The sequence below is a fragment of the Streptomyces sp. NPDC025618 genome, from assembly GCF_055558795.1.
Genome location: NZ_JBVHLW010000018.1, coordinates 72,408 through 89,084 on the forward strand (window position 1 = coordinate 72,408; position 16,677 = coordinate 89,084).

At 71.4% G+C, this 16,677-nt stretch carries 14 protein-coding genes; 8 read left to right on the top strand and 6 right to left on the bottom strand.

The features are described from left to right. Window positions 1-41: 41 nt before the first annotated feature. Together scy and mce are read right to left on the bottom strand one after the other, a co-directional pair. Entirely contained in the window at window positions 42-4,763 is a 4,722-nt protein-coding gene (gene scy, locus ACZ4A5_RS17450) for a polarized growth protein Scy (protein ID WP_467583998.1), read from the bottom strand. Window positions 4,764-4,942: 179 nt separating this feature from the next. Further along, the gene (gene mce / locus ACZ4A5_RS17455) at window positions 4,943-5,383 is read right to left on the bottom strand and encodes a methylmalonyl-CoA epimerase (protein ID WP_398873322.1); all 441 of its coding nucleotides are present in this window, start codon (window positions 5,381-5,383) and stop codon (window positions 4,943-4,945) included. A 174-nt stretch (window positions 5,384-5,557) separates the two neighbouring features. On the opposite strand from mce, the gene ACZ4A5_RS17460 reads away from it, so the two are divergent. The 3 genes from ACZ4A5_RS17460 (at window position 5,558) to ACZ4A5_RS17470 (ending at window position 8,376) form a co-directional block, all read left to right on the top strand. Next, window positions 5,558-6,733 carry an acetyl-CoA C-acetyltransferase gene (locus ACZ4A5_RS17460; RefSeq protein ID WP_467584124.1) on the top strand — a complete coding sequence of 392 codons (1,176 nt, stop codon included), beginning with the start codon at window positions 5,558-5,560 and terminating at the stop codon, window positions 6,731-6,733. A gap of 112 nt (window positions 6,734-6,845) precedes the next feature. Then, complete coding sequence (gene meaB, locus ACZ4A5_RS17465; RefSeq protein ID WP_467584001.1) at window positions 6,846-7,802, top strand: methylmalonyl Co-A mutase-associated GTPase MeaB; 957 nt, start codon at window positions 6,846-6,848, stop codon at window positions 7,800-7,802. 79 nt (window positions 7,803-7,881) lie between these two features. Continuing rightward, entirely contained in the window at window positions 7,882-8,376 is a 495-nt protein-coding gene (locus ACZ4A5_RS17470) for a peptidylprolyl isomerase (RefSeq protein ID WP_467584004.1), read from the top strand. Between the two features lie 83 nt (window positions 8,377-8,459). Here the strand turns inward: ACZ4A5_RS17470 and ACZ4A5_RS17475 are convergent, their stop codons facing one another. Beyond that, on the bottom strand, window positions 8,460-9,938 hold the full coding sequence (locus ACZ4A5_RS17475) for an amino acid permease (RefSeq protein WP_467584007.1): 1,479 nt from the start codon (window positions 9,936-9,938) through the stop codon (window positions 8,460-8,462). Window positions 9,939-10,467: 529 nt separating this feature from the next. Between ACZ4A5_RS17475 and ACZ4A5_RS17480 the strand changes: the two genes are divergently transcribed. Continuing rightward, window positions 10,468-11,001, top strand: coding sequence for a GNAT family N-acetyltransferase (locus ACZ4A5_RS17480; protein WP_467584010.1), 534 nt, complete (start codon window positions 10,468-10,470; stop codon window positions 10,999-11,001). Window positions 11,002-11,134: 133 nt separating this feature from the next. Continuing rightward, the gene (locus ACZ4A5_RS17485) at window positions 11,135-13,018 is read left to right on the top strand and encodes a transglycosylase domain-containing protein (protein WP_467584013.1); all 1,884 of its coding nucleotides are present in this window, start codon (window positions 11,135-11,137) and stop codon (window positions 13,016-13,018) included. On the opposite strand, the gene ACZ4A5_RS17490 is transcribed toward ACZ4A5_RS17485, so the two are convergent. Continuing rightward, complete coding sequence (locus ACZ4A5_RS17490) at window positions 12,988-13,812, bottom strand: alpha/beta fold hydrolase (RefSeq protein WP_467584016.1); 825 nt, start codon at window positions 13,810-13,812, stop codon at window positions 12,988-12,990. The genes ACZ4A5_RS17485 and ACZ4A5_RS17490 overlap by 31 nt on opposite strands. Before the next feature lie 90 nt (window positions 13,813-13,902). Between ACZ4A5_RS17490 and ACZ4A5_RS17495 the strand changes: the two genes are divergently transcribed. The 3 genes from ACZ4A5_RS17495 (at window position 13,903) to ACZ4A5_RS17505 (ending at window position 15,625) form a co-directional block, all read left to right on the top strand. Further along, window positions 13,903-14,814, top strand: coding sequence for a helix-turn-helix domain-containing protein (locus tag ACZ4A5_RS17495; protein WP_467584018.1), 912 nt, complete (start codon window positions 13,903-13,905; stop codon window positions 14,812-14,814). 60 nt (window positions 14,815-14,874) lie between these two features. Beyond that, on the top strand, window positions 14,875-15,171 hold the full coding sequence (locus tag ACZ4A5_RS17500) for a hypothetical protein (protein ID WP_467584020.1): 297 nt from the start codon (window positions 14,875-14,877) through the stop codon (window positions 15,169-15,171). Window positions 15,172-15,238: 67 nt separating this feature from the next. After that, the gene (locus ACZ4A5_RS17505) at window positions 15,239-15,625 is read left to right on the top strand and encodes a hypothetical protein (protein ID WP_467584023.1); all 387 of its coding nucleotides are present in this window, start codon (window positions 15,239-15,241) and stop codon (window positions 15,623-15,625) included. Here the strand turns inward: ACZ4A5_RS17505 and ACZ4A5_RS17510 are convergent. Both ACZ4A5_RS17510 and ACZ4A5_RS17515 read right to left on the bottom strand, forming a co-directional pair. Continuing rightward, window positions 15,620-15,799: a DUF397 domain-containing protein gene (locus ACZ4A5_RS17510; protein WP_467584026.1), complete on the bottom strand. Its 180-nt coding sequence runs from the start codon at window positions 15,797-15,799 to the stop codon at window positions 15,620-15,622. The genes ACZ4A5_RS17505 and ACZ4A5_RS17510 overlap by 6 nt on opposite strands. Further along, a complete protein-coding gene (locus tag ACZ4A5_RS17515) occupies window positions 15,796-16,608 on the bottom strand; it encodes a helix-turn-helix domain-containing protein (protein ID WP_467584029.1) in 813 nt (270 codons plus the stop codon). The genes ACZ4A5_RS17510 and ACZ4A5_RS17515 overlap by 4 nt, the downstream gene beginning before the upstream one ends. Window positions 16,609-16,677: the final 69 nt, after the last annotated feature.

Here is a 16,677-nt window from a genome sequence, read left to right on the forward strand (position 1 = left end):
GACGGTCGGCAGATCTGGAGAATGGCCCCCCGTTTGAGTGGCTACTTCTGGGACTGCTTGCCACCCGATCGAGTTGCACCCGCAACTGCTGCTGCCTTCACCCCGCCCTCTTTGGCGCTTCCCGCCCCCGGGGCTTCAAAAGATTCCAACGCTTCCAACACGTCCTGGACACGGGAAATCTCGGCATTGATGTCCTCGCGCCGGCGGACCAGCGCCTCCAACTCCCGCTTTCCGTCGTCGACCAGGCGCTTGGCCTCCTGCGCGGCCTCGGTGCGCAGGCGCTCCGCCTCGCGTACGGCCGCGGCCTTCTTCTCCTCGGCCTCCTTCAGCAGTGCCTGGGACTCCCGCTGGACGGCGGCCTTCTTCTGCTCCGTCTCCTTGAGCAGCCCCTCGGCCTTCTTCACCGCGGCGATACGGACCTTGCTGGCCTCGCTGCTGGCGTCGGAGACCAGCTTCTTGGCCTTCTCCTCGGCCTCCGCGAGCTGTTCGGTCGCCGCGGCCACGAGCTTGTCGCAGCGCTCGCCCGCCGACTGCATCGCCTCGGCCGCCTCCCGGCGCGCCCGGTCGTGCAGTTCCTCGACCTCGCTCTCCACGCGGGTGCGCAGCTCGTCCGCGCGCTCCCTTATGGCGGTCGCGTCCCCGCGAGCCTCGGCCAGCAGCGTGTTGGCGTCCGTACGGGCCTGCTCCACCAGGGTGTTGCCCTCGCCGGTGGCCTCCGTGACGATGCGCTCCGCCTCGCGGCGGGCCACACCGACCATGGTGTCGGCCTGCTCCTCGGCGGCGGCCGCCGTCCGTACGGCCTCCTCCTGCGCCTTGGCGATCAGGGCGTCCGCCTTCTCGGCGGCCTCCGTCAGCTTCTGCGCGCCGGCGTCCCGCGCCGCGTCGATCGTCCGCTCGCCCTCGGCGCGCGCCTCGGCGAGCACCCGCTCGGCCTCCATGACGGCGTCGGCCTTGAGCTTCGCGGAGTCCGCGCGCGTGCTGTTGGCGTTCTCCTGCGCGGAGCTCAGCGCCTTCGCGGCCTCGGCGGCCATCCGCTCCGCCTCGGCCGTGGCCTGCGCGAGCAGTTCGTCGGCCTGTTCGGCGGCTTCGGTGCGGTGGGCGTTGGCGGCCTCGCGTGCCTCGTCCGTCGTGCGGGCGGCCTCGCGCTGTGCGGTCTCCAGGGCCTCGGCGCCCTCGGCGCGCAGCCGCTCGGCCTCCGCCTCGGCGTCCGCCTTGAGCCGGTCGGCCTGCTCCGCGGCCTCCGCCCGGTGGGCCTCGGCGGCCTCGCGGGCCTCCTCCATGGTGCGGGCGGCCTCGGCGGCGAGCTTCTCCGCCTCGGCCGTGGCCTCGGCGAGCAGCTCGTCGGCCTGCTCCGCGGCCTCCGTGCGGCGGGCGTTGGCGACCTCGCGCGCCTCGTCCACGATCTTGGCGGCGTCGTCCTGCGCCGAAGAGGTCAGCTCGGCCGCCGCGTTGACGATCCGCTCCGCCTCCGCGTGGCCCTCGGTGCGCATCCGGTTGGCGTCCTCGCGGGCCTCGGCCCGCGCCCGCGCCGCGTCCTGCTCGGCGGAGGCCAGCGCGTCGGACGCGTCCGTACGCATCTGCTGCGCCTTCGCCGACGCGTCGGAGACCATGCGGTCGGCCTCGGCCGTGGCCTTCGCGACCAGCTCCTCCGCGGTCGCCCGCGCCTCCTCCACGGTGCGCGTCGCCTCGGCGACCAGCCGCTCCGCCTCCGCGGTGGCCTCCGCGCGGTGGCCGTCGGCCTCCTCGCGCGCCTCCTCCACCGTGCGCTTCGCCTCGGCGACCAGCTTCTCCGCCTCGGCCGTCGCCTCGGCGAGCAGTTCGTCGGCCTGTTCGGCGGCTTCGGTGCGGTGGGCGTTGGCGGCCTCGCGTGCCTCGTCCGTCGTGCGGGCGGCCTCGCGCTGGGCGGTCTCCAGGGCCTCGGCGCCCTCGGCGCGCAGCCGCTCGGCCTCCGCCTCGGCGTCCGCCTTGAGGAGATCGGCCTGCTCCGCCGCCTCCGCCCGGTGACCGTCGGCCTCCTGCCGCGCCGTCACCACCGCGGCCTCGGCCTCGGTGATCAGCTTCTCCGCCTCGGACATGGCCTCGGCGAGCAGTTCGTCGGCCTGCTCCGCGGCCTCCGAACGACGGGTGTTGGCGGCCTCGCGCGCCTCGTCCAGCACCCGGGCGGCCTCCGCCTCCAGGCGCTGCCCCTCGGCGATCGCCTCGGAGACCGTGCGCTCCGCGAGCGACTTCGCGGCCTCGGACGCGGCCTGCGCGTCCGCGCGGGTACGGGCGGCGTCCTCGCCGGCCCGCTCCCGCTCGGCGTAGGCGTCGGCGCGGACCCGGTCCGCCTCCTCCTGCGCCTCGGTGACCGTCCGCTCGGCGTTGTGCTCGGCGGCCGAACGCAGCCCGGCGATCTCCTCCTCGGCCTGCTCGTGCAGCCCCGCGACGGAGTCCCGCACCTGCTGGGCGGTCTGCTCCGCGGCCGTCACCAGCTCCGAGGCGCGCTGCTCGGCCTCCTCGACCAGGCGCCGGGCCTCCTCCTGCGCCTCACCGACCCGCTTGCGCGCCGAAGCCAGCAGCTCCTCGCTCTGCTCGCGCGCCGCCGCACGCTCCGCCTGCGCCTCGGTACGGGCGTCGCCCAGCAGCTCCTCCGCCTCACGGCGGCGGCGGGCGGCCTCCTCCTGCGCGGCCGCGAGGGCCTCGGCGGCCTCGGCGGCCGTGCGCTCCGCGGCTGCGTTCGCCTCGGCCCGCATCCGGTCCGCGGCCTCCTGCGCCTCGGACTTCAGCCGCTCCGCCTCCGCGGCGGCCTCGCTCCGCAGCCGCGCGGCGGCGCTCTCGCCCTCGGCACGGGCGGCCGACGCCTCCTCGGCGGCCTCGGCACGCAGCCGCTCCGCCTCCGTCTCGGCCTGCGCCTGGAGCGCGCGCCGCGCCTCCGCGGCCTCCGTACGGCTCCGCTCCGTCTCCTCCGCGGCCTCGCGGCGCAGCCGCTCCGCCTCCGCGCGCGCCTCGCGCAGCGTCTCCTCGGCGGACGCCACGCGCGCCTCCGCCTCGGTGTGCAGCCGCGCCAGCTCCTCGGCGGCCTCCGCGCGCCGCGTCTCCGCGGCCCGCTCGGCCTCCTCGCGCAGCTGCTTGGCGGCCTCGGCGGCCTCCGTGCGGGTGCGCTCCGCGTGGTCCTCGGCCTCCTCGGCCATCTCCTCGGCCTCGGCGCGGGCCCGCTCCAGCGCCTCCTCGGCCTGCTTGCGCAGGCCCGCCGCGCGCTCGGCGGCCTCGGTGCGCACGCGCTCGCTCTCGGCGCTCGCCCCGGCGCGGGTCTCCTCCGCGTCGGCCTTCGCCTTCGCGAGCAGCTCCTCGGCGGTGCTGGCCGCCTCCTCGATCTGCTGGAGCGCCTGCCGCCGGGCCTCGCTCCGCAGCCGCTCGCCCTCGGCGACCGCCTCGGAGCGCAGCTGCTCGGCCTCGCCGCGCAGCCGCCGCGCCTCCTCCTGGAGCTCGACGGTCTTGGCGCGGTACTCCTTGGTGTCGTCCTTCGCCGCGCCCTTGAGCTGCTCCGCGGTGTCCGCGGCCTGCTCACGCAGCCGCTCGGCCTCGGCCTCCGCCTCGCGGCGGATCCGCTCGGCCTCCTCCGCCGCGGCCTTGGTGGTGGCCTGAGCGTCCTCGGACGCCTTGGTCAGCACCTCCTCGGCCGTCCGCGCGGCCTTCGCGAGCTGCGCCGCGGAGTCCTCCGCGGCGGCGCTGCGGGCGTTCTCCGCGGCCTCGGCCAGCAGGCGCTCGGCCTTGGCCCTGGCGTCGTCGCGCAATTGCTCGGCCTCGGCCCGCAGGGCCTCGGCCTCCTTCGTGGCCTCGCCGACGAGGCGGGCGATCTCGGCCTTCGCCGTACGGGAGCGCTGCTCGTGCTCGGACTCCGCCGACGTCAGCTTCCGGGCGGCCGAGTCGTGCGCCTCGGTGAGGACCTTCTCCGCCTCGGCCCGGGCCTCGCGCAGCGCCGCGTCGGCCTCCGCGAGACGGGCCTCCGCCGTGCGCGTCAGCTCGGCCGCGGCCGCGCGCGCCTGGTCGGACTCCGTGCTGGTCGCCGTGCGCAGCTGCTCGGCGTGGTCGGTGGCCTCCTGCGCCTGCGCGGACGCGGCGGCCAGCAGCCGCTCGGCGTCGGCGCGGGCACGGCGCAGCAGCGCCTCGGCCTCGGCACGGGCCTCGTCCGCGGCGGCGCTGAGCCGGCCACGGGCCTGCTCGGTGAGCCGCTGGGCCTCCGCGCGGGCCGTCGCGAGCGACTGCTCGGCCTCCGCCCGGGATTCCTCCATCAGGCGCCGGGCCTGGGACTCCGTGCGGGCGCGCAGCTGCTCGGCCCACGCGACGTTCTCGTTGACGTGTGATTCGACGGTCTGGCGGCGCTCGTTGAGCTCCTCGTCCAGGCGCTGGCGGCGGGCGACGGCCTCCGCGTGCAGCTCGGCCTCCATCCGGGCCTGCCGCTCGGCCTGCTCCTGGAGCAGGCGCTGCGTCTGGGCACGCGCCTCGCGGAGCTCGCGCTCCGCGTCGGTACGCATCTGTTCCGCCTGAATCTGGGCATTACGGAGCAACTGCTCCGCCTGGTAACCCATATCGGCGGTGTCGTATGCCGGACGGTGGGCGAGATTGCGGCGCGCCTCGTGCAGCTTGGCGCGCAGCACCTCGACCTGATAGCCGAGGTCGTCGGCGTGCTGGACCGCCTTCTCCCGCTCCTTCTTCAGCCGCTCCATCTCGGCTTCGAATTGCGAGAGGTGGTCGTCAGCCTCGTAGCGGTCGTTGCCCCGCACTGCGCGGTCCCATCCGTCCCCTGGTCGCGTTGGCGGCCGGCCCCGTCCCGCATAAACCGGAGGAACCCGGAGCCTGCCCTTCCGAAGAAATGGTGTCAGATCATCGGTACAGCCCGGCCCGGGGCCCCACCCCGTACCCCCGGCCGAACCTGCACTCTACCGGCCGGGGGAGGTGCGGGTCAGTGCTCCTGGTCCGCGGGGGGTGCCGAGGTGACCAGTTCGGTCAGTACGCCATGGCAGTCCTTGGGGTGCAGAAAGGTGATGCGGGAGCCCATGGAACCCGTCCGCGGCTGCTCATAGAGGACGCGTACGCCCTTGCCGCCGATCTCGGCAGCGTCGGTGTCGACATCCGGCGTACCGAACGCGATGTGGTGAACGCCCTCGCCGTTCTTGGCAAGCCACTTGCCGACCGCCGAATCCGGCCGGGTGGGCTCCAGCAGCTGGATGTAGGAGGCCCCGCCGTCGTCCGTCCCGTTGATCCGGAGCATGGCCTCGCGCACCCCCTGCTCCTCGTTGACCTCGGTGTGGAACACCTCGAAGCCGTACGTGGCACGGTAGAACTCGACGGTCGTGTCGAGGTCCGCACAAGCGATCCCGATGTGGTCGATACGCGTCAGCATGGAACCAGTGCACCGCTCGCCGCCGCGGTTACGCAACGTGCGCGCGATCACACCTGCGGCCCGGTGACCCGGCGCCTACCGCTCAGTACATTGACGGGAACCATCGTTAACCTCTCCGCCTCGAAGGGGCCGCGCCTCATGACTGGTACGAACGGTTCGACCGGCACCACATCCGTGATCGTCGCGGGCGCCCGTACGCCCATGGGCAGGCTGCTCGGCTCCCTGCGCTCCTTCTCCGCGGCCGACCTCGGCGGGCTCGCCATCAAGGCCGCCCTCGACCGGGCCGGCATCGGCGGCGACCAGGTGCAGTACGTGATCATGGGGCAGGTGCTCCAGGCCGGCGCGGGCCAGATCCCGGCCCGCCAGGCGGCCGTCAAGGGCGGCATCCCCATGAGCGTGCCCGCCCTCACGGTCAACAAGGTCTGCCTCTCCGGTCTCGACGCCATCGCGCTGGCCGACCAGCTCATCCGCGCCGGTGAGTTCGACATCGTCGTGGCCGGCGGCCAGGAGTCGATGACCAACGCCCCGCACCTGCTGCCCAAGTCGCGCGAGGGCTATAAGTACGGCTCCATCGAGATGCTCGACTCGATGCACCACGACGGCCTCTCGGACGCCTACGAGGGCATCGCCATGGGCGAGTCCACCGAGAAGCACAACACCCGCCTCGGCATCGGCCGCGCCGAGCAGGACGAGATCGGCGCCCGCTCCCACCAGCGCGCCGCCGCCGCCCAGAAGAACGGCCTCTTCGAGGCGGAGATCACCCCCGTGGAGATCCCGCAGCGCAAGGGCGACCCCGTCCTCTTCAGCAAGGACGAGGGCGTGCGCGCCGACACCACCGTCGAGGTCCTCGGCAAGCTCCGCCCCTCCTTCGCCAAGGACGGCACGATCACCCCCGGCACCTCCTCGCAGATCTCCGACGGCGCCGCCGCCGTGGTCGTGATGAGCAAGGCCAAGGCCGAGGAGCTGGGCCTGCACTGGATCGCCGAGATCGGCGCCCACGGCAATGTGGCCGGCCCCGACAACTCCCTCCACTCGCAGCCCTCCAACGCCATCCGGCACGCGCTGCGCAAGGAGGGCCTGACCGTCGACGATCTCGACCTGATCGAGATCAACGAGGCATTCGCCGCCGTTCTGGTGCAGTCGATCAAGGATCTGGGCGTTTCCCCCGAAAAGGTGAACGTCAACGGTGGGGCCATCGCGCTGGGCCACCCGATCGGCATGTCCGGCGCCCGCACGGTCCTCCACCTCGCCCTGGAGCTCAAGCGGCGCGGCGGCGGGGTCGGCGCGGCCGCGCTGTGCGGCGGCGGCGGTCAGGGCGACGCCCTGATCATCCGCGTCCCCGGCAACTGACGCCCACCGGCGGAGCGGCGGGCCCCGGGCGCCTCCGGAACGCCGGACTTCCTCACGACGCCGGGCACCTTCGGACACATCGGGAACTTCGAAACGTCGGAACGGAGCAGACATGGTGGACGTCCCCGCGCTGGTCGAACAGGCCAGGGAAGGCCGGCCGCGCGCCGTCGCCCGGCTGATCTCCCTGGTGGAGGGGGCGTCCCCGCAGCTGCGCGAGGTGATGGCGGCCCTGGCCCCCCTGACCGGCGGGGCCTACGTCGTCGGCCTCACCGGCTCGCCCGGCGTCGGCAAGTCGACCTCCACCTCGGCCCTGGTCAGCGCCTACCGCAAGGCCGGGAAGCGGGTCGGCGTGCTCGCCGTCGACCCCTCCTCGCCCTTCTCCGGCGGCGCCCTGCTCGGCGACCGCGTGCGGATGTCCGACCACGCCTCCGACCCCGGCGTCTACATCCGCTCCATGGCCACCCGCGGCCACCTCGGCGGCCTCGCCTGGGCCGCCCCGCAGGCCATCCGCGTCCTCGACGCGGCCGGGTGCGAGGTGATCCTCGTGGAGACCGTCGGCGTCGGGCAGTCCGAGGTCGAGATCGCCTCCCAGGCCGACACCAGCGTGGTGCTGCTCGCCCCCGGCATGGGCGACGGCATCCAGGCGGCCAAGGCCGGGATCCTGGAGATCGGCGACGTCTACGTCGTCAACAAGGCCGACCGCGACGGCGCCGACGCCACGGCCCGCGAGCTCAACCACATGCTCGGCCTCGGCGCGGCCCGCGGCCCCGGCGACTGGCGGCCGCCCATCGTCAAGACCGTCGCCGCCCGCGGCCAGGGCACCGACGAACTCGTCGAGGCCCTGGAGAAGCACCGCGCCTGGATGGAGGAGCGGGGCGTCCTCGCCGAGCGCCGCGCCGCCCGCGCCGCCCGCGAGGTCGAGACCATCGCCGTGACCGCCCTGCGCGAGCGCATCGGCGACCTCCACGGCGACCGCCGCCTGGACGCCCTGGCGGACCGCATCGTGCACGGCGACCTGGACCCCTACGCGGCCGCGGACGAGCTGGTCGCGGGCCTCACCGAGGGCTGAGCGGCGGCCGCCGCCGACACCGCCGACACGACCCGGCGCCGGGCCCCGGCCTGTGCGACGCCTGTGACAGGATGCTGCTATGTCTTCCAACGTCTTCTTCGATATCACCATCGACGGCGAGGCCGCCGGCCGCATCGTCTTCAAGCTGTACGACGACGTCGTCCCCAAGACGGCGACGAACTTCCGTGAGCTGGCCACCGGCCAGCACGGCTTCGGTTACAAGGGTTCGAGCTTCCACCGGGTCATCCCGGAGTTCATGCTCCAGGGCGGCGACTTCACCGCCGGCAACGGCACCGGCGGCAAGAGCATCTACGGCGAGAAGTTCGCGGACGAGAACTTCCAGCTGAAGCACAGCAAGCCGGGCCTGCTCTCCATGGCGAACGCCGGCAAGAACACCAACGGCTCGCAGTTCTTCATCACCACCGTCGTCACCCCCTGGCTGGACGGCAAGCACGTCGTCTTCGGCGAGGTCGTCGAGGGCATGGACCTGGTCAAGAAGATCGAGTCCCTGGGCACCCAGTCGGGCGCGACCAAGAAGAAGATCACCATCGCGGAGTCCGGGGTCGTGGCGTAACGACGCCCCGCCTCGCACAAAGCCGAAGGCCGGCCGGTACGGAACTCCGTACGGGCCGGCCTTCGGCTTTCGCACTCCGGCGCTTACCCCTGCGCCTGCTGGAGCTCCTTCTCGCGCTGGACGCGGGCGACCCGGCCGCGGACCAGGAACCAGCCGCCGACCAGCGCCGCCGCGATCACCGGCAGGCACAGGACCGTCGTACGGCTCGGGCCCGGGTCGGAGGCCATGATGCCGAGGACACCGGCGAGGAAGAGCAGCGTGATGATCTGCGTGTACGGCGCCCACGGCAGGCGGTAGCCGGGGCGGGTGACGCGGCCGTCCTTGGAGCGGTGCCAGAACAGCAGCGAGCAGAGCATGATCATGCCCCAGGTGCCGATGATGCCGATCGCCGCGAAGTTCAGGACGATCTCGAACGCGTCCTTCGGGACGACGAAGTTGAGCGCGACGCCCAGCACACAGAAGAAGGCGGTCAGCAGGATGCCGCCGTAGGGCACCTGGCCCTTGTTCATGCGGCTGGTGAACTTCGGCGCGGAGCCGGACATCGCCATCGAGCGCAGGATGCGGCCGGTGGAGTAGAGGCCCGAGTTGAGGCTGGAGAGCGCCGCGGTGAGCACGACGAGGTTCATCACGCCGGCCGCGTACGGCACGCCGATCTTGGACAGGACGGTGACGAAGGGGCTCTCGTCACCGGTGAACGCCTTGTACGGCAGCAGCAGCGCGAGCAGGATCACCGAGCCGACGTAGAAGATGCCGACGCGCCACATGATCGAGTTGATCGCCTTCGGCATGATCTTCTCGGGGTTCTTGGTCTCGCCCGCCGCGACACCGCACAGCTCGACCGAGGCGTAGGCGAAGACGACGCCCTGGATGACCATCAGCATCGGCATCACGCCGGTCGGGAAGACGCCGCCGTGGTCGAGGATGTTGCCCAGGCCCGGGGTGTGGCCGCCCACGTCGTGCTGGGAGGCGAGCAGGAAGACGCCGATGACCAGGAAGGTGATCAGTGCGGCGACCTTGATGATCGCGAACCAGAACTCCATCTCGCCGAAGTACTTCACCGAGATCAGGTTCACGGTGAGCACCACCGCGAGGGCTATCAGGGCGATCACCCACTGCGGCAGGCTGCTGAACATCCCCCAGTAGTGGGTGTACGTGGCGACCGCGGTGATGTCGGCGATGCCGGTGGTGGCCCAGTTGAGGAAGTAGAGCCAGCCGGCCGTGTACGCGCCCTTCTCGCCCATGAACTCGCGGGCGTAGCTGACGAACGCGCCGGAGGACGGGCGGTAGAGGACGAGCTCACCGAGGGCCCGGACGACGAAGAAGGCGAAGACGCCGCACACCGCGTAGGCGATGAAGAGCGAGGGGCCGGCGCTGTTGAGGCGGCCGCCCGCGCCGAGGAAGAGGCCGGTGCCGATCGCTCCGCCGATGGCGATCATGTTGACGTGCCGGGACTTGAGGTCCTTGCTGTAGCCCGCGTCACCGGCGTCGACGTGCGGGGACGCCGGTGCCGTGACGGCCGTGTCGGGCCGGGAGTCGCCCGCGGTGAGCGTGCGGTCACTCATAGAGGTATCGCCATTCTTGGGGGGAGCGGGGCCGGCCCTTGTCTCTGTTTCCCGTGGCTGCTGCCGCTGTGGGGGAGCGGGATTCCGGCATGGCCGGGGCATCGGTCGAGCAGGGCCTTGGCTGATGGTGTGAGGTGGGCGCTCCGGACGTCAAGAGTTTGTGAAGATTTGTTTTTTGGCCGTACCCGAGGTAAGGGCGTGAGCGGGTCAGGGGTGGTCGGCCAGTGGGCCGCTTACACGCTTTATGGGCTCGCGGGGTAATTCCAGGGGTGTCGGGTGAGCGGATTCCCTTGCGGTGTAAGGGAGTTCGCGGCCTTGTGGGGGTGTGGCTCGCCGCCGGGATTCGCCGTAGGGGCGGATCATCGGCGGGAATGTGGAGAAGAACACGCGCTCGTGTCGGGAATGTGTCCCATATCGCTCGGGGGTGGAAATGGAAAAGGGCTTCCATCTTTCTTTAGGTGTATGGGGCGATACATCGGATTCTTGCGGCGGGGCGGGGGAACACCCCCTGACCGGCGAAGATGGACGCATGACAGAGATCCGCACCCCCCGCCTCCTCCTCCGCCGCTGGCACGACGGCGACCTCGCCCCCATGGCCGACATCAACGCCGACCCCCGCGTCATGCGATGGGTCGACGACGGCGCCGTACGCGGCCTGGACGAGACGGCCGAGGACATCGAGCGCTGGGAGGAGGAGTGGGACGACGAGGGCTTCGGGCTCTTCGCCGTGGAGCTCCTCGGCTCCGGCGAGCTGATCGGGTTCACCGGCCTTTCCGTGCCGGAGTTCCTGCCGGAGGCGGCGCACGAGGTGGCGATCAGCTGGCGGATCGGCTCGCAGTTCTGGGGGCAGGGATATGGCGCCGAGGCCGCGCAGGCGACGCTGGAGTTCGCGCTCCAGGACCGCAATCTGGACCGCGTCATCAGCATCAGCCGACTGGGCGACGAAGCCTCCGCGAATGTCATCCGCAAGCTCGGTATGGCGCCGGAGCGCGAGACGACGCACCCGGAGTACGGGCACGCGCTGAGCGTCCACGCCATCGACCTCACGGAATACCAGGGGTAACCGGCCCGTTCGCGCCGCATTCCCCGCCCGGGACGCCGGGCTGTCACACAACGCTCATATGCCATCGGCCAACCGCGCGCCCCGGCGCGGTCGTCTCAGACGGTGACACCGATATGCAGGAGCGTTTCGAACCTTGCGCAAGAGACAGCGGCACGCACGCGGAAAGCGGTTCATCGACTATCCCCGGCGCGGCAGGAGCGGCGTGCGCCGATGGCTGCCGTCCTGGCGGCAGTTGCTGGGGGCGTTCGTGCTGGGCGTCGGCGCGCTGGCCGGGCTGTTCGCCTGGGTGTACGCGAGCGTGGACATCCCCGACGAGAACGCGGCCGCCGTCCAGGAGGCCAACACCTATTACTGGGCGGACGGCACCCAGATGGTCAGCATCGGCAAGGTCAACCGCAATATCGTGCGGCTCGCCGATGTGCCCGATTCCGTGCAGCACGCGGTGATAGCGGCGGAGAACGAGAGTTTCTACCGCGACCGCGGCGTATCGCCCAAGGGCATCTTCCGGGCCCTCTTCAGCGCGGTGCAGGGGCAGGAGACGCAGGGTGGTTCCACGATCACCCAGCAGTACGTGAAGAACACGTATCTCTCCCAGGAGCAGACCATGACCCGGAAGGCCAAGGAGTTCATCATCTCGCTCAAGGTCGACCGGACCAAGAGCAAGCAGGAAGTGCTCCAGGGCTATCTGAACACCAGCTGGTTCGGCCGGGGCGCGTACGGCATCGACGCCGCCGCCCAGGCGTACTACGGCATTCCCGCGAAGAAGCTCGACCCCTCCCAAGGCGCCTTGCTCGCCTCGCTGTTGAAGGGGGCCGAGCTGTACGACCCCTCGGTCAGCGCCGGAAATCACCAGCGCGCCGAGGAGCGCTGGAAGTGGATTCTCGACCGGCAGGTCAAGGTGGGTCTGATGTCGGAGGAGGAGCGGGAGAAATACCGCACCTTCCCCGAGCCCCACAAGCAGTCCATGGCCACGAACCTCGGTGGCCAGAACGGGTATCTCGTCGATGTCGCCAACAAATACATCAAGGCGCACTCGATGCTGACCGATCAGGATCTCGCCCACGGCGGCTACAAGATCCACACGACGTTCGACAAGAAGCGTGTCCAGCGGCTGACCGCCTCGGTGCAGGGCGTGGTGGAGAAGAACATCGACCCCAAGAAACGGTCCGCCGACGAGGACGTGCAGGTGGGCGCCGCCTCCGTGCGCCCCTCCGACGGCGCCGTCCTCGCGCTCTACGGCGGCCCGGACGCGACCAAGCACTTCACCAACAACGCCGATACGTCGGGCGTGCCCGTCGGCTCGGCCTTCAAGCCGTTCGTCCTCGCCGCCGCGCTCCAGAACGGCACGCAGACGAAGAAGGACGACCGGCAGGACGTACAGCCCGACAGTTTCTACGGCGACGACGGCCAATTGCAGAATCCGTCGGAGAAGGCACAGCCCGACGACTCCCACCCCAGCCTCCGCCAGGCCCTCGCGAAGGGCGGCAACGCCACTTACGCGCGGCTCGGCAAGGAGGTGGGAATCGACCAGGTGCGGGACACCGCGATCCGCTCCGGGCTGCTCAAGGACAGCATGGCGCCGCTGGACGATTCGTTCCCCCTCGGCACGTCCACGCCCAGCACGATCCGCATGGCCGGCGCGTACGGCACGCTCGCCAATTCGGGTCTGCAGAACGACCCTTATTCGGTGACCAGACTCCTCAAGGACGGCCAGCCGGTCGGCGGATTCGAGAGCCGGGCCAAAGCGCGGCGCGCGCTGCCGAAGGCGGTGGCGAACGACGTCTCCGACGCCCTGGGCGGCGCGGGCCGCACCGGCGACCAGGACCGGCTGAGGTCGGCCTGGTACGTGGGATACACGAAGGAGATATCCACGGCGGTGACGATGTTCCGCATGAAGCCCGAGGACGGGAAGCTGCTGCCGATGTCGGACGTCGGCGGTGACACGTCGCAGCGCGGCAACGGCTTCCCGGAGCGGATCTGGGCCGACTACACCGCCGCGACGGCGTCCGCGCCCTGACGGCCGCTGCCCGCGCGGTGGCCCTCGCCCGCCGCCGCGCGGCGCAGCACCTCGGCCAGTTCGTCCGGGCAGGAGAGCATCGGCCAGTGCCCGGTGGCGAGTTCGAAGAAGCCCCACCGCTCCTCGCCGAGCTCCCGGAAGCGCGGGTCACCCGACGCCACCAGATCCTCGACCATGGCGATGCCCGGCCCGGCCGCCGTGCAGAAGACGCCCGTCATGGCCATCCCCGCCGTGCCGCCCGAGAGCCGCAGCGGCTGGGTGAAGGTGCCCAGCGGCTGCGGCGCGGCAAGGCGGTTGAGCCGCAGGAGCGCCTCCTCGGACACCCCCGTGAGATTCGCCGCGTTCCGCGCCTCGTCCAGCGCCGGCGGCATCATCCGCCAGCCGTCCGCGGCCTCCGCCGCCCGGCGCAGCATCGCCTCGCGGGTCACCTCGTCCGGCATCTGCTCCCGCACCTGGCCGAGCATCGAGAAACCGTCCTGCGGAAGGGGCGCGTCCACATAGATGACCCGCGAGACGCGGTCCGGGCGCCGGTCGGCGGCCGCCAGCGCCGGATAACTGCCGTAGCAGTGGGCGACCAGCACCACCTCTGGCGCGTCCACGTGGTCGATCAGCTGCGTCAGGTCCTCGGTGTGCGTCTCCAGATCCGTCCGCGGACCGGCGAGATGGCGGCGGTCGCCCATGCCCGTGAGCGTCGCCTCGTACGCCTCGGATCCCGCCCGCCGCAGCCGGCCGGCCACCTCCCGCCACAGCCAGCCGCCCATGTGCGTGCCCGGTACCAGCACGAACGCCGTCATGAATGCCTCCTCGTGATCAGCACGGCCACCCCCGTGGGCCGTGCGCGCCGACCAGTACGGTAGGAACTCCCCCTGAGGGAGGTTCAAGCCTTGTCGACCGACGAGATGTGGAGCATCGGCGAGCTCGCCGAGCACGCGGGTGTCACGGTCAAGACCGTGCGCTTCTACTCCGACCGCGGCCTGCTGCCCGAGGCCGGGCGCAGCGGCGGCGGTCACCGGCGGTACGGGCCCGAGGCGCTCGACCGGCTCCGCCTGATCCGCTCGCTGCGCACGCTCGACCTGCCGGTCACCGAGGTGGGCCGCGTCCTCGACCAGGAGGGCGCGCTGGAGGACGTGGTCGCCGGGCGACTGCGTGAACTCGGCTCGCAGCTGGCCGCCTTGCGCTGGCGGGAGGCAGCCCTCCAACTCCTCCAGGACTGCGCCCCCGAGGAACGCGCCGACCGCCTGCGCCTCATAGGCGCCGTCGGCACCCCGCCCAGCACGGCCGCGCTCGCCCGCTTCTGGCGGGCCTGGCTGCCGCCACGGCTCCCGGCGCGGCTGGTGACCGTGGTCGTGGATCACGCCGTCCCGCAACCGCCCGCGGCGCCGACACCCCAGCAGGTGCTGGCCTTCGCCCGCCTGCACGCTTTCGCCTCCGGCCCCTGCCCCGACACCGGCCGCCCCGTGGCGCGCCGCCCCGAGCCGGACTACCGCCCGGATGTCCTCTTCGACGGCCTGATCGAGGCGTACGCGCTGGCCGCCCCGGACGTACGGGCCGCGCGCCCGCCGCGCGAGGGCGAGGCCCTCGACTGCTTCGTCTCCGCCCATGCGAGGGCGCGCGGCGCGCGGGACACGCCTGCCTTCCGGCGTGCGCTGAGCGCCCAACTCGCGGCGGAGCTCCGGATCGACGACTACTGGCGGCTCACGGCGGTGGTGAGGGCATCACCGGACCCGACGCCGGGGGCGGCGGACGCATGGCTGTGCGCGGCGCTGGGCTCCGGGCCCGGGTGGATCAACCCTTGACCGGTAAGAACTTCCCCAAGTTATGATCAAGGAGTTGAACCGGGGGAAGGTACTGACGCCATGACAGGTCACGACGACGCGACGGCCGTGCCCGGCCCCAAGTCCGTCGAGGCGAACCTCTGGGGCTCGGCGGTGGTGTTCTCGTTCCTGTGCCCGCTGTCCCGCCGGGCCTCGCAATACTTCGACGGCCTCCACGGCCTCACCGTGATTCTCTACGTGCTCGGCTGGGTGGGCCCGGCGCTCGCGCTCGCGCTGTGCGTTTGGCGCCGCCGCAAGCCGTGGAACGGCGCGCTGGTGCCGGTCGCCGTGCATGCCGCTGTGGGCCTGCTGTACGGGGTCGGCATCGGCTGGGAGTGAGCCGGCGGCCCCTTTCGATGCGGCCGCGTGCGCGGAGTGATCCAGGATGCCCATGCAGGGAGGCCCGATGGACCAGCTGATCGAAGAGGCGTTCCAGGCGCTGCTGCGTGATCTCAGCGCGGCCGGGCTCTCCGCCCGGCTCAAGGAGGACAGCAGTGGCCTCAAGGACGGCATGCTACGAGCCGACCTGTCCGTCGGAGGACGGCGGATCGGTCACCTGGCCGTCGATCCCGCGCAGGAGCCGTCGGTACGGACGTGGTGGCTGGCCCACCAGGTGCAGGACCTGATCCTGGAGGAAGTGCGGGATGCGGAAGGTCACAACGTGCCGTGGCCGCGTTGCACGGAGGGGCATCCGCACCCTATGCGGCCCGCGCCGGAGCCGGATCAGGCGATCTGGGTGTGCCCGAGCCGCGATGGGGTGACGGTTCCCATGGGCGAACATCCCGGGCTATGAGCAGTAGGTGATGAAGTCCGCCCAGGCGGCGCGGGGTATGGAGAGTCTGGGGCCGTGGGCTCGTTTTGAGTCGCGGACGTGGATGGTTTGGGGGGTGGGTGCGGCGATTTCGACGCATTCGCTGCCGTCGCCGTGACTGTGGCTGGACTTGAGCCACGTGAGTTCATTGCTCATAGTTCCTCCGCCGCCTTGCGGATGAACCGCGCCGATTCCTCCGGGCTGAGGGCTTGAGCGCGGATCAACGCATGGCGATTCGTGACAGTGCTGATCTTCTCCGGGTCCGAGTACAGAGTGCCGGTGTTCTGCCCTTCTTCGAAGGCATAGGTCTCGAAGTCGGCGGTCTCCAACAGGACGAAGGGGCCGCCGATCCCGGGGTTCACACCCAGAGCGGCAGGCAGAATCTGAACGGTCACGTTGCGCTGTGCGCCGACGGCCAGCAGGTGATGGAGCTGTCTCCGCATGCACTGCGGCCCGCCGACCATGGTGTGCAATGCGGCTTCGTAGATCACGAAGCTGAACAGAACCGCAGGCTTCTTAAGTAGCTCTTGCCGCGCCAAGCGGCCCGCTACACGCTCTTCGACTGCTTCGTCGCTCACCGGAGGGCAATTGCCGCTCATCAGCGTTCGCGCGTACTCCTCGGTCTGGAGCAGGCCAGGGATGATGAGGGTCTGGTAGGAGTGCAGCGCGATTGCCTCGGCTTCAGCCGCCATGAACTCGCGGGCGCGAGGGGCGTATCGCTCGGGCTGCAAATACGCGTACGCCGCCTTCAACTTCCCCTGTGCGCCGCACATTTCGTCCGCGACTTCCAGGACGTGCTGCGTCGGACGCCGTCGCCCCTGCTCCATCGATTTGATCGTCTCGGCGCCGTACCCCGCCTCCGCCGCCAGCTCCTCGCGGCTGACGCCCGCCTCCACCCGCCACAGCTTCATCTGGTTGCCGCAGTACCGCCATGCCATCGGCGGCTGGGAGGTGTCACTCGTCATCGGAACTCCGCCTTTCCCTACTCCTGTCGGTAGCAAGGGAGGCTAGGACGGGCAAGACCCGAACGCGGC

Excerpts from the sequence above, each read along its gene's own strand:
- ACZ4A5_RS17480 (WP_467584010.1), top strand. The coding sequence starts at position 10,468 with ATGACAGAGATCCGCACCCCCCGCCTCCTCCTCCGCCGCTGGCACGAC.
- ACZ4A5_RS17490 (WP_467584016.1), bottom strand. The coding sequence starts at position 13,812 with ATGACGGCGTTCGTGCTGGTACCGGGCACGCACATGGGCGGCTGGCTG.
- mce (WP_398873322.1), bottom strand. The coding sequence starts at position 5,383 with ATGCTGACGCGTATCGACCACATCGGGATCGCTTGTGCGGACCTCGAC.
- ACZ4A5_RS17475 (WP_467584007.1), bottom strand. The coding sequence starts at position 9,938 with ATGAGTGACCGCACGCTCACCGCGGGCGACTCCCGGCCCGACACGGCC.
- ACZ4A5_RS17470 (WP_467584004.1), top strand. The coding sequence starts at position 7,882 with ATGTCTTCCAACGTCTTCTTCGATATCACCATCGACGGCGAGGCCGCC.
- ACZ4A5_RS17515 (WP_467584029.1), bottom strand. The coding sequence starts at position 16,608 with ATGACGAGTGACACCTCCCAGCCGCCGATGGCATGGCGGTACTGCGGC.
- ACZ4A5_RS17510 (WP_467584026.1), bottom strand. The coding sequence starts at position 15,799 with ATGAGCAATGAACTCACGTGGCTCAAGTCCAGCCACAGTCACGGCGAC.
- meaB (WP_467584001.1), top strand. The coding sequence starts at position 6,846 with ATGGTGGACGTCCCCGCGCTGGTCGAACAGGCCAGGGAAGGCCGGCCG.
- ACZ4A5_RS17500 (WP_467584020.1), top strand. The coding sequence starts at position 14,875 with ATGACAGGTCACGACGACGCGACGGCCGTGCCCGGCCCCAAGTCCGTC.
- ACZ4A5_RS17505 (WP_467584023.1), top strand. The coding sequence starts at position 15,239 with ATGGACCAGCTGATCGAAGAGGCGTTCCAGGCGCTGCTGCGTGATCTC.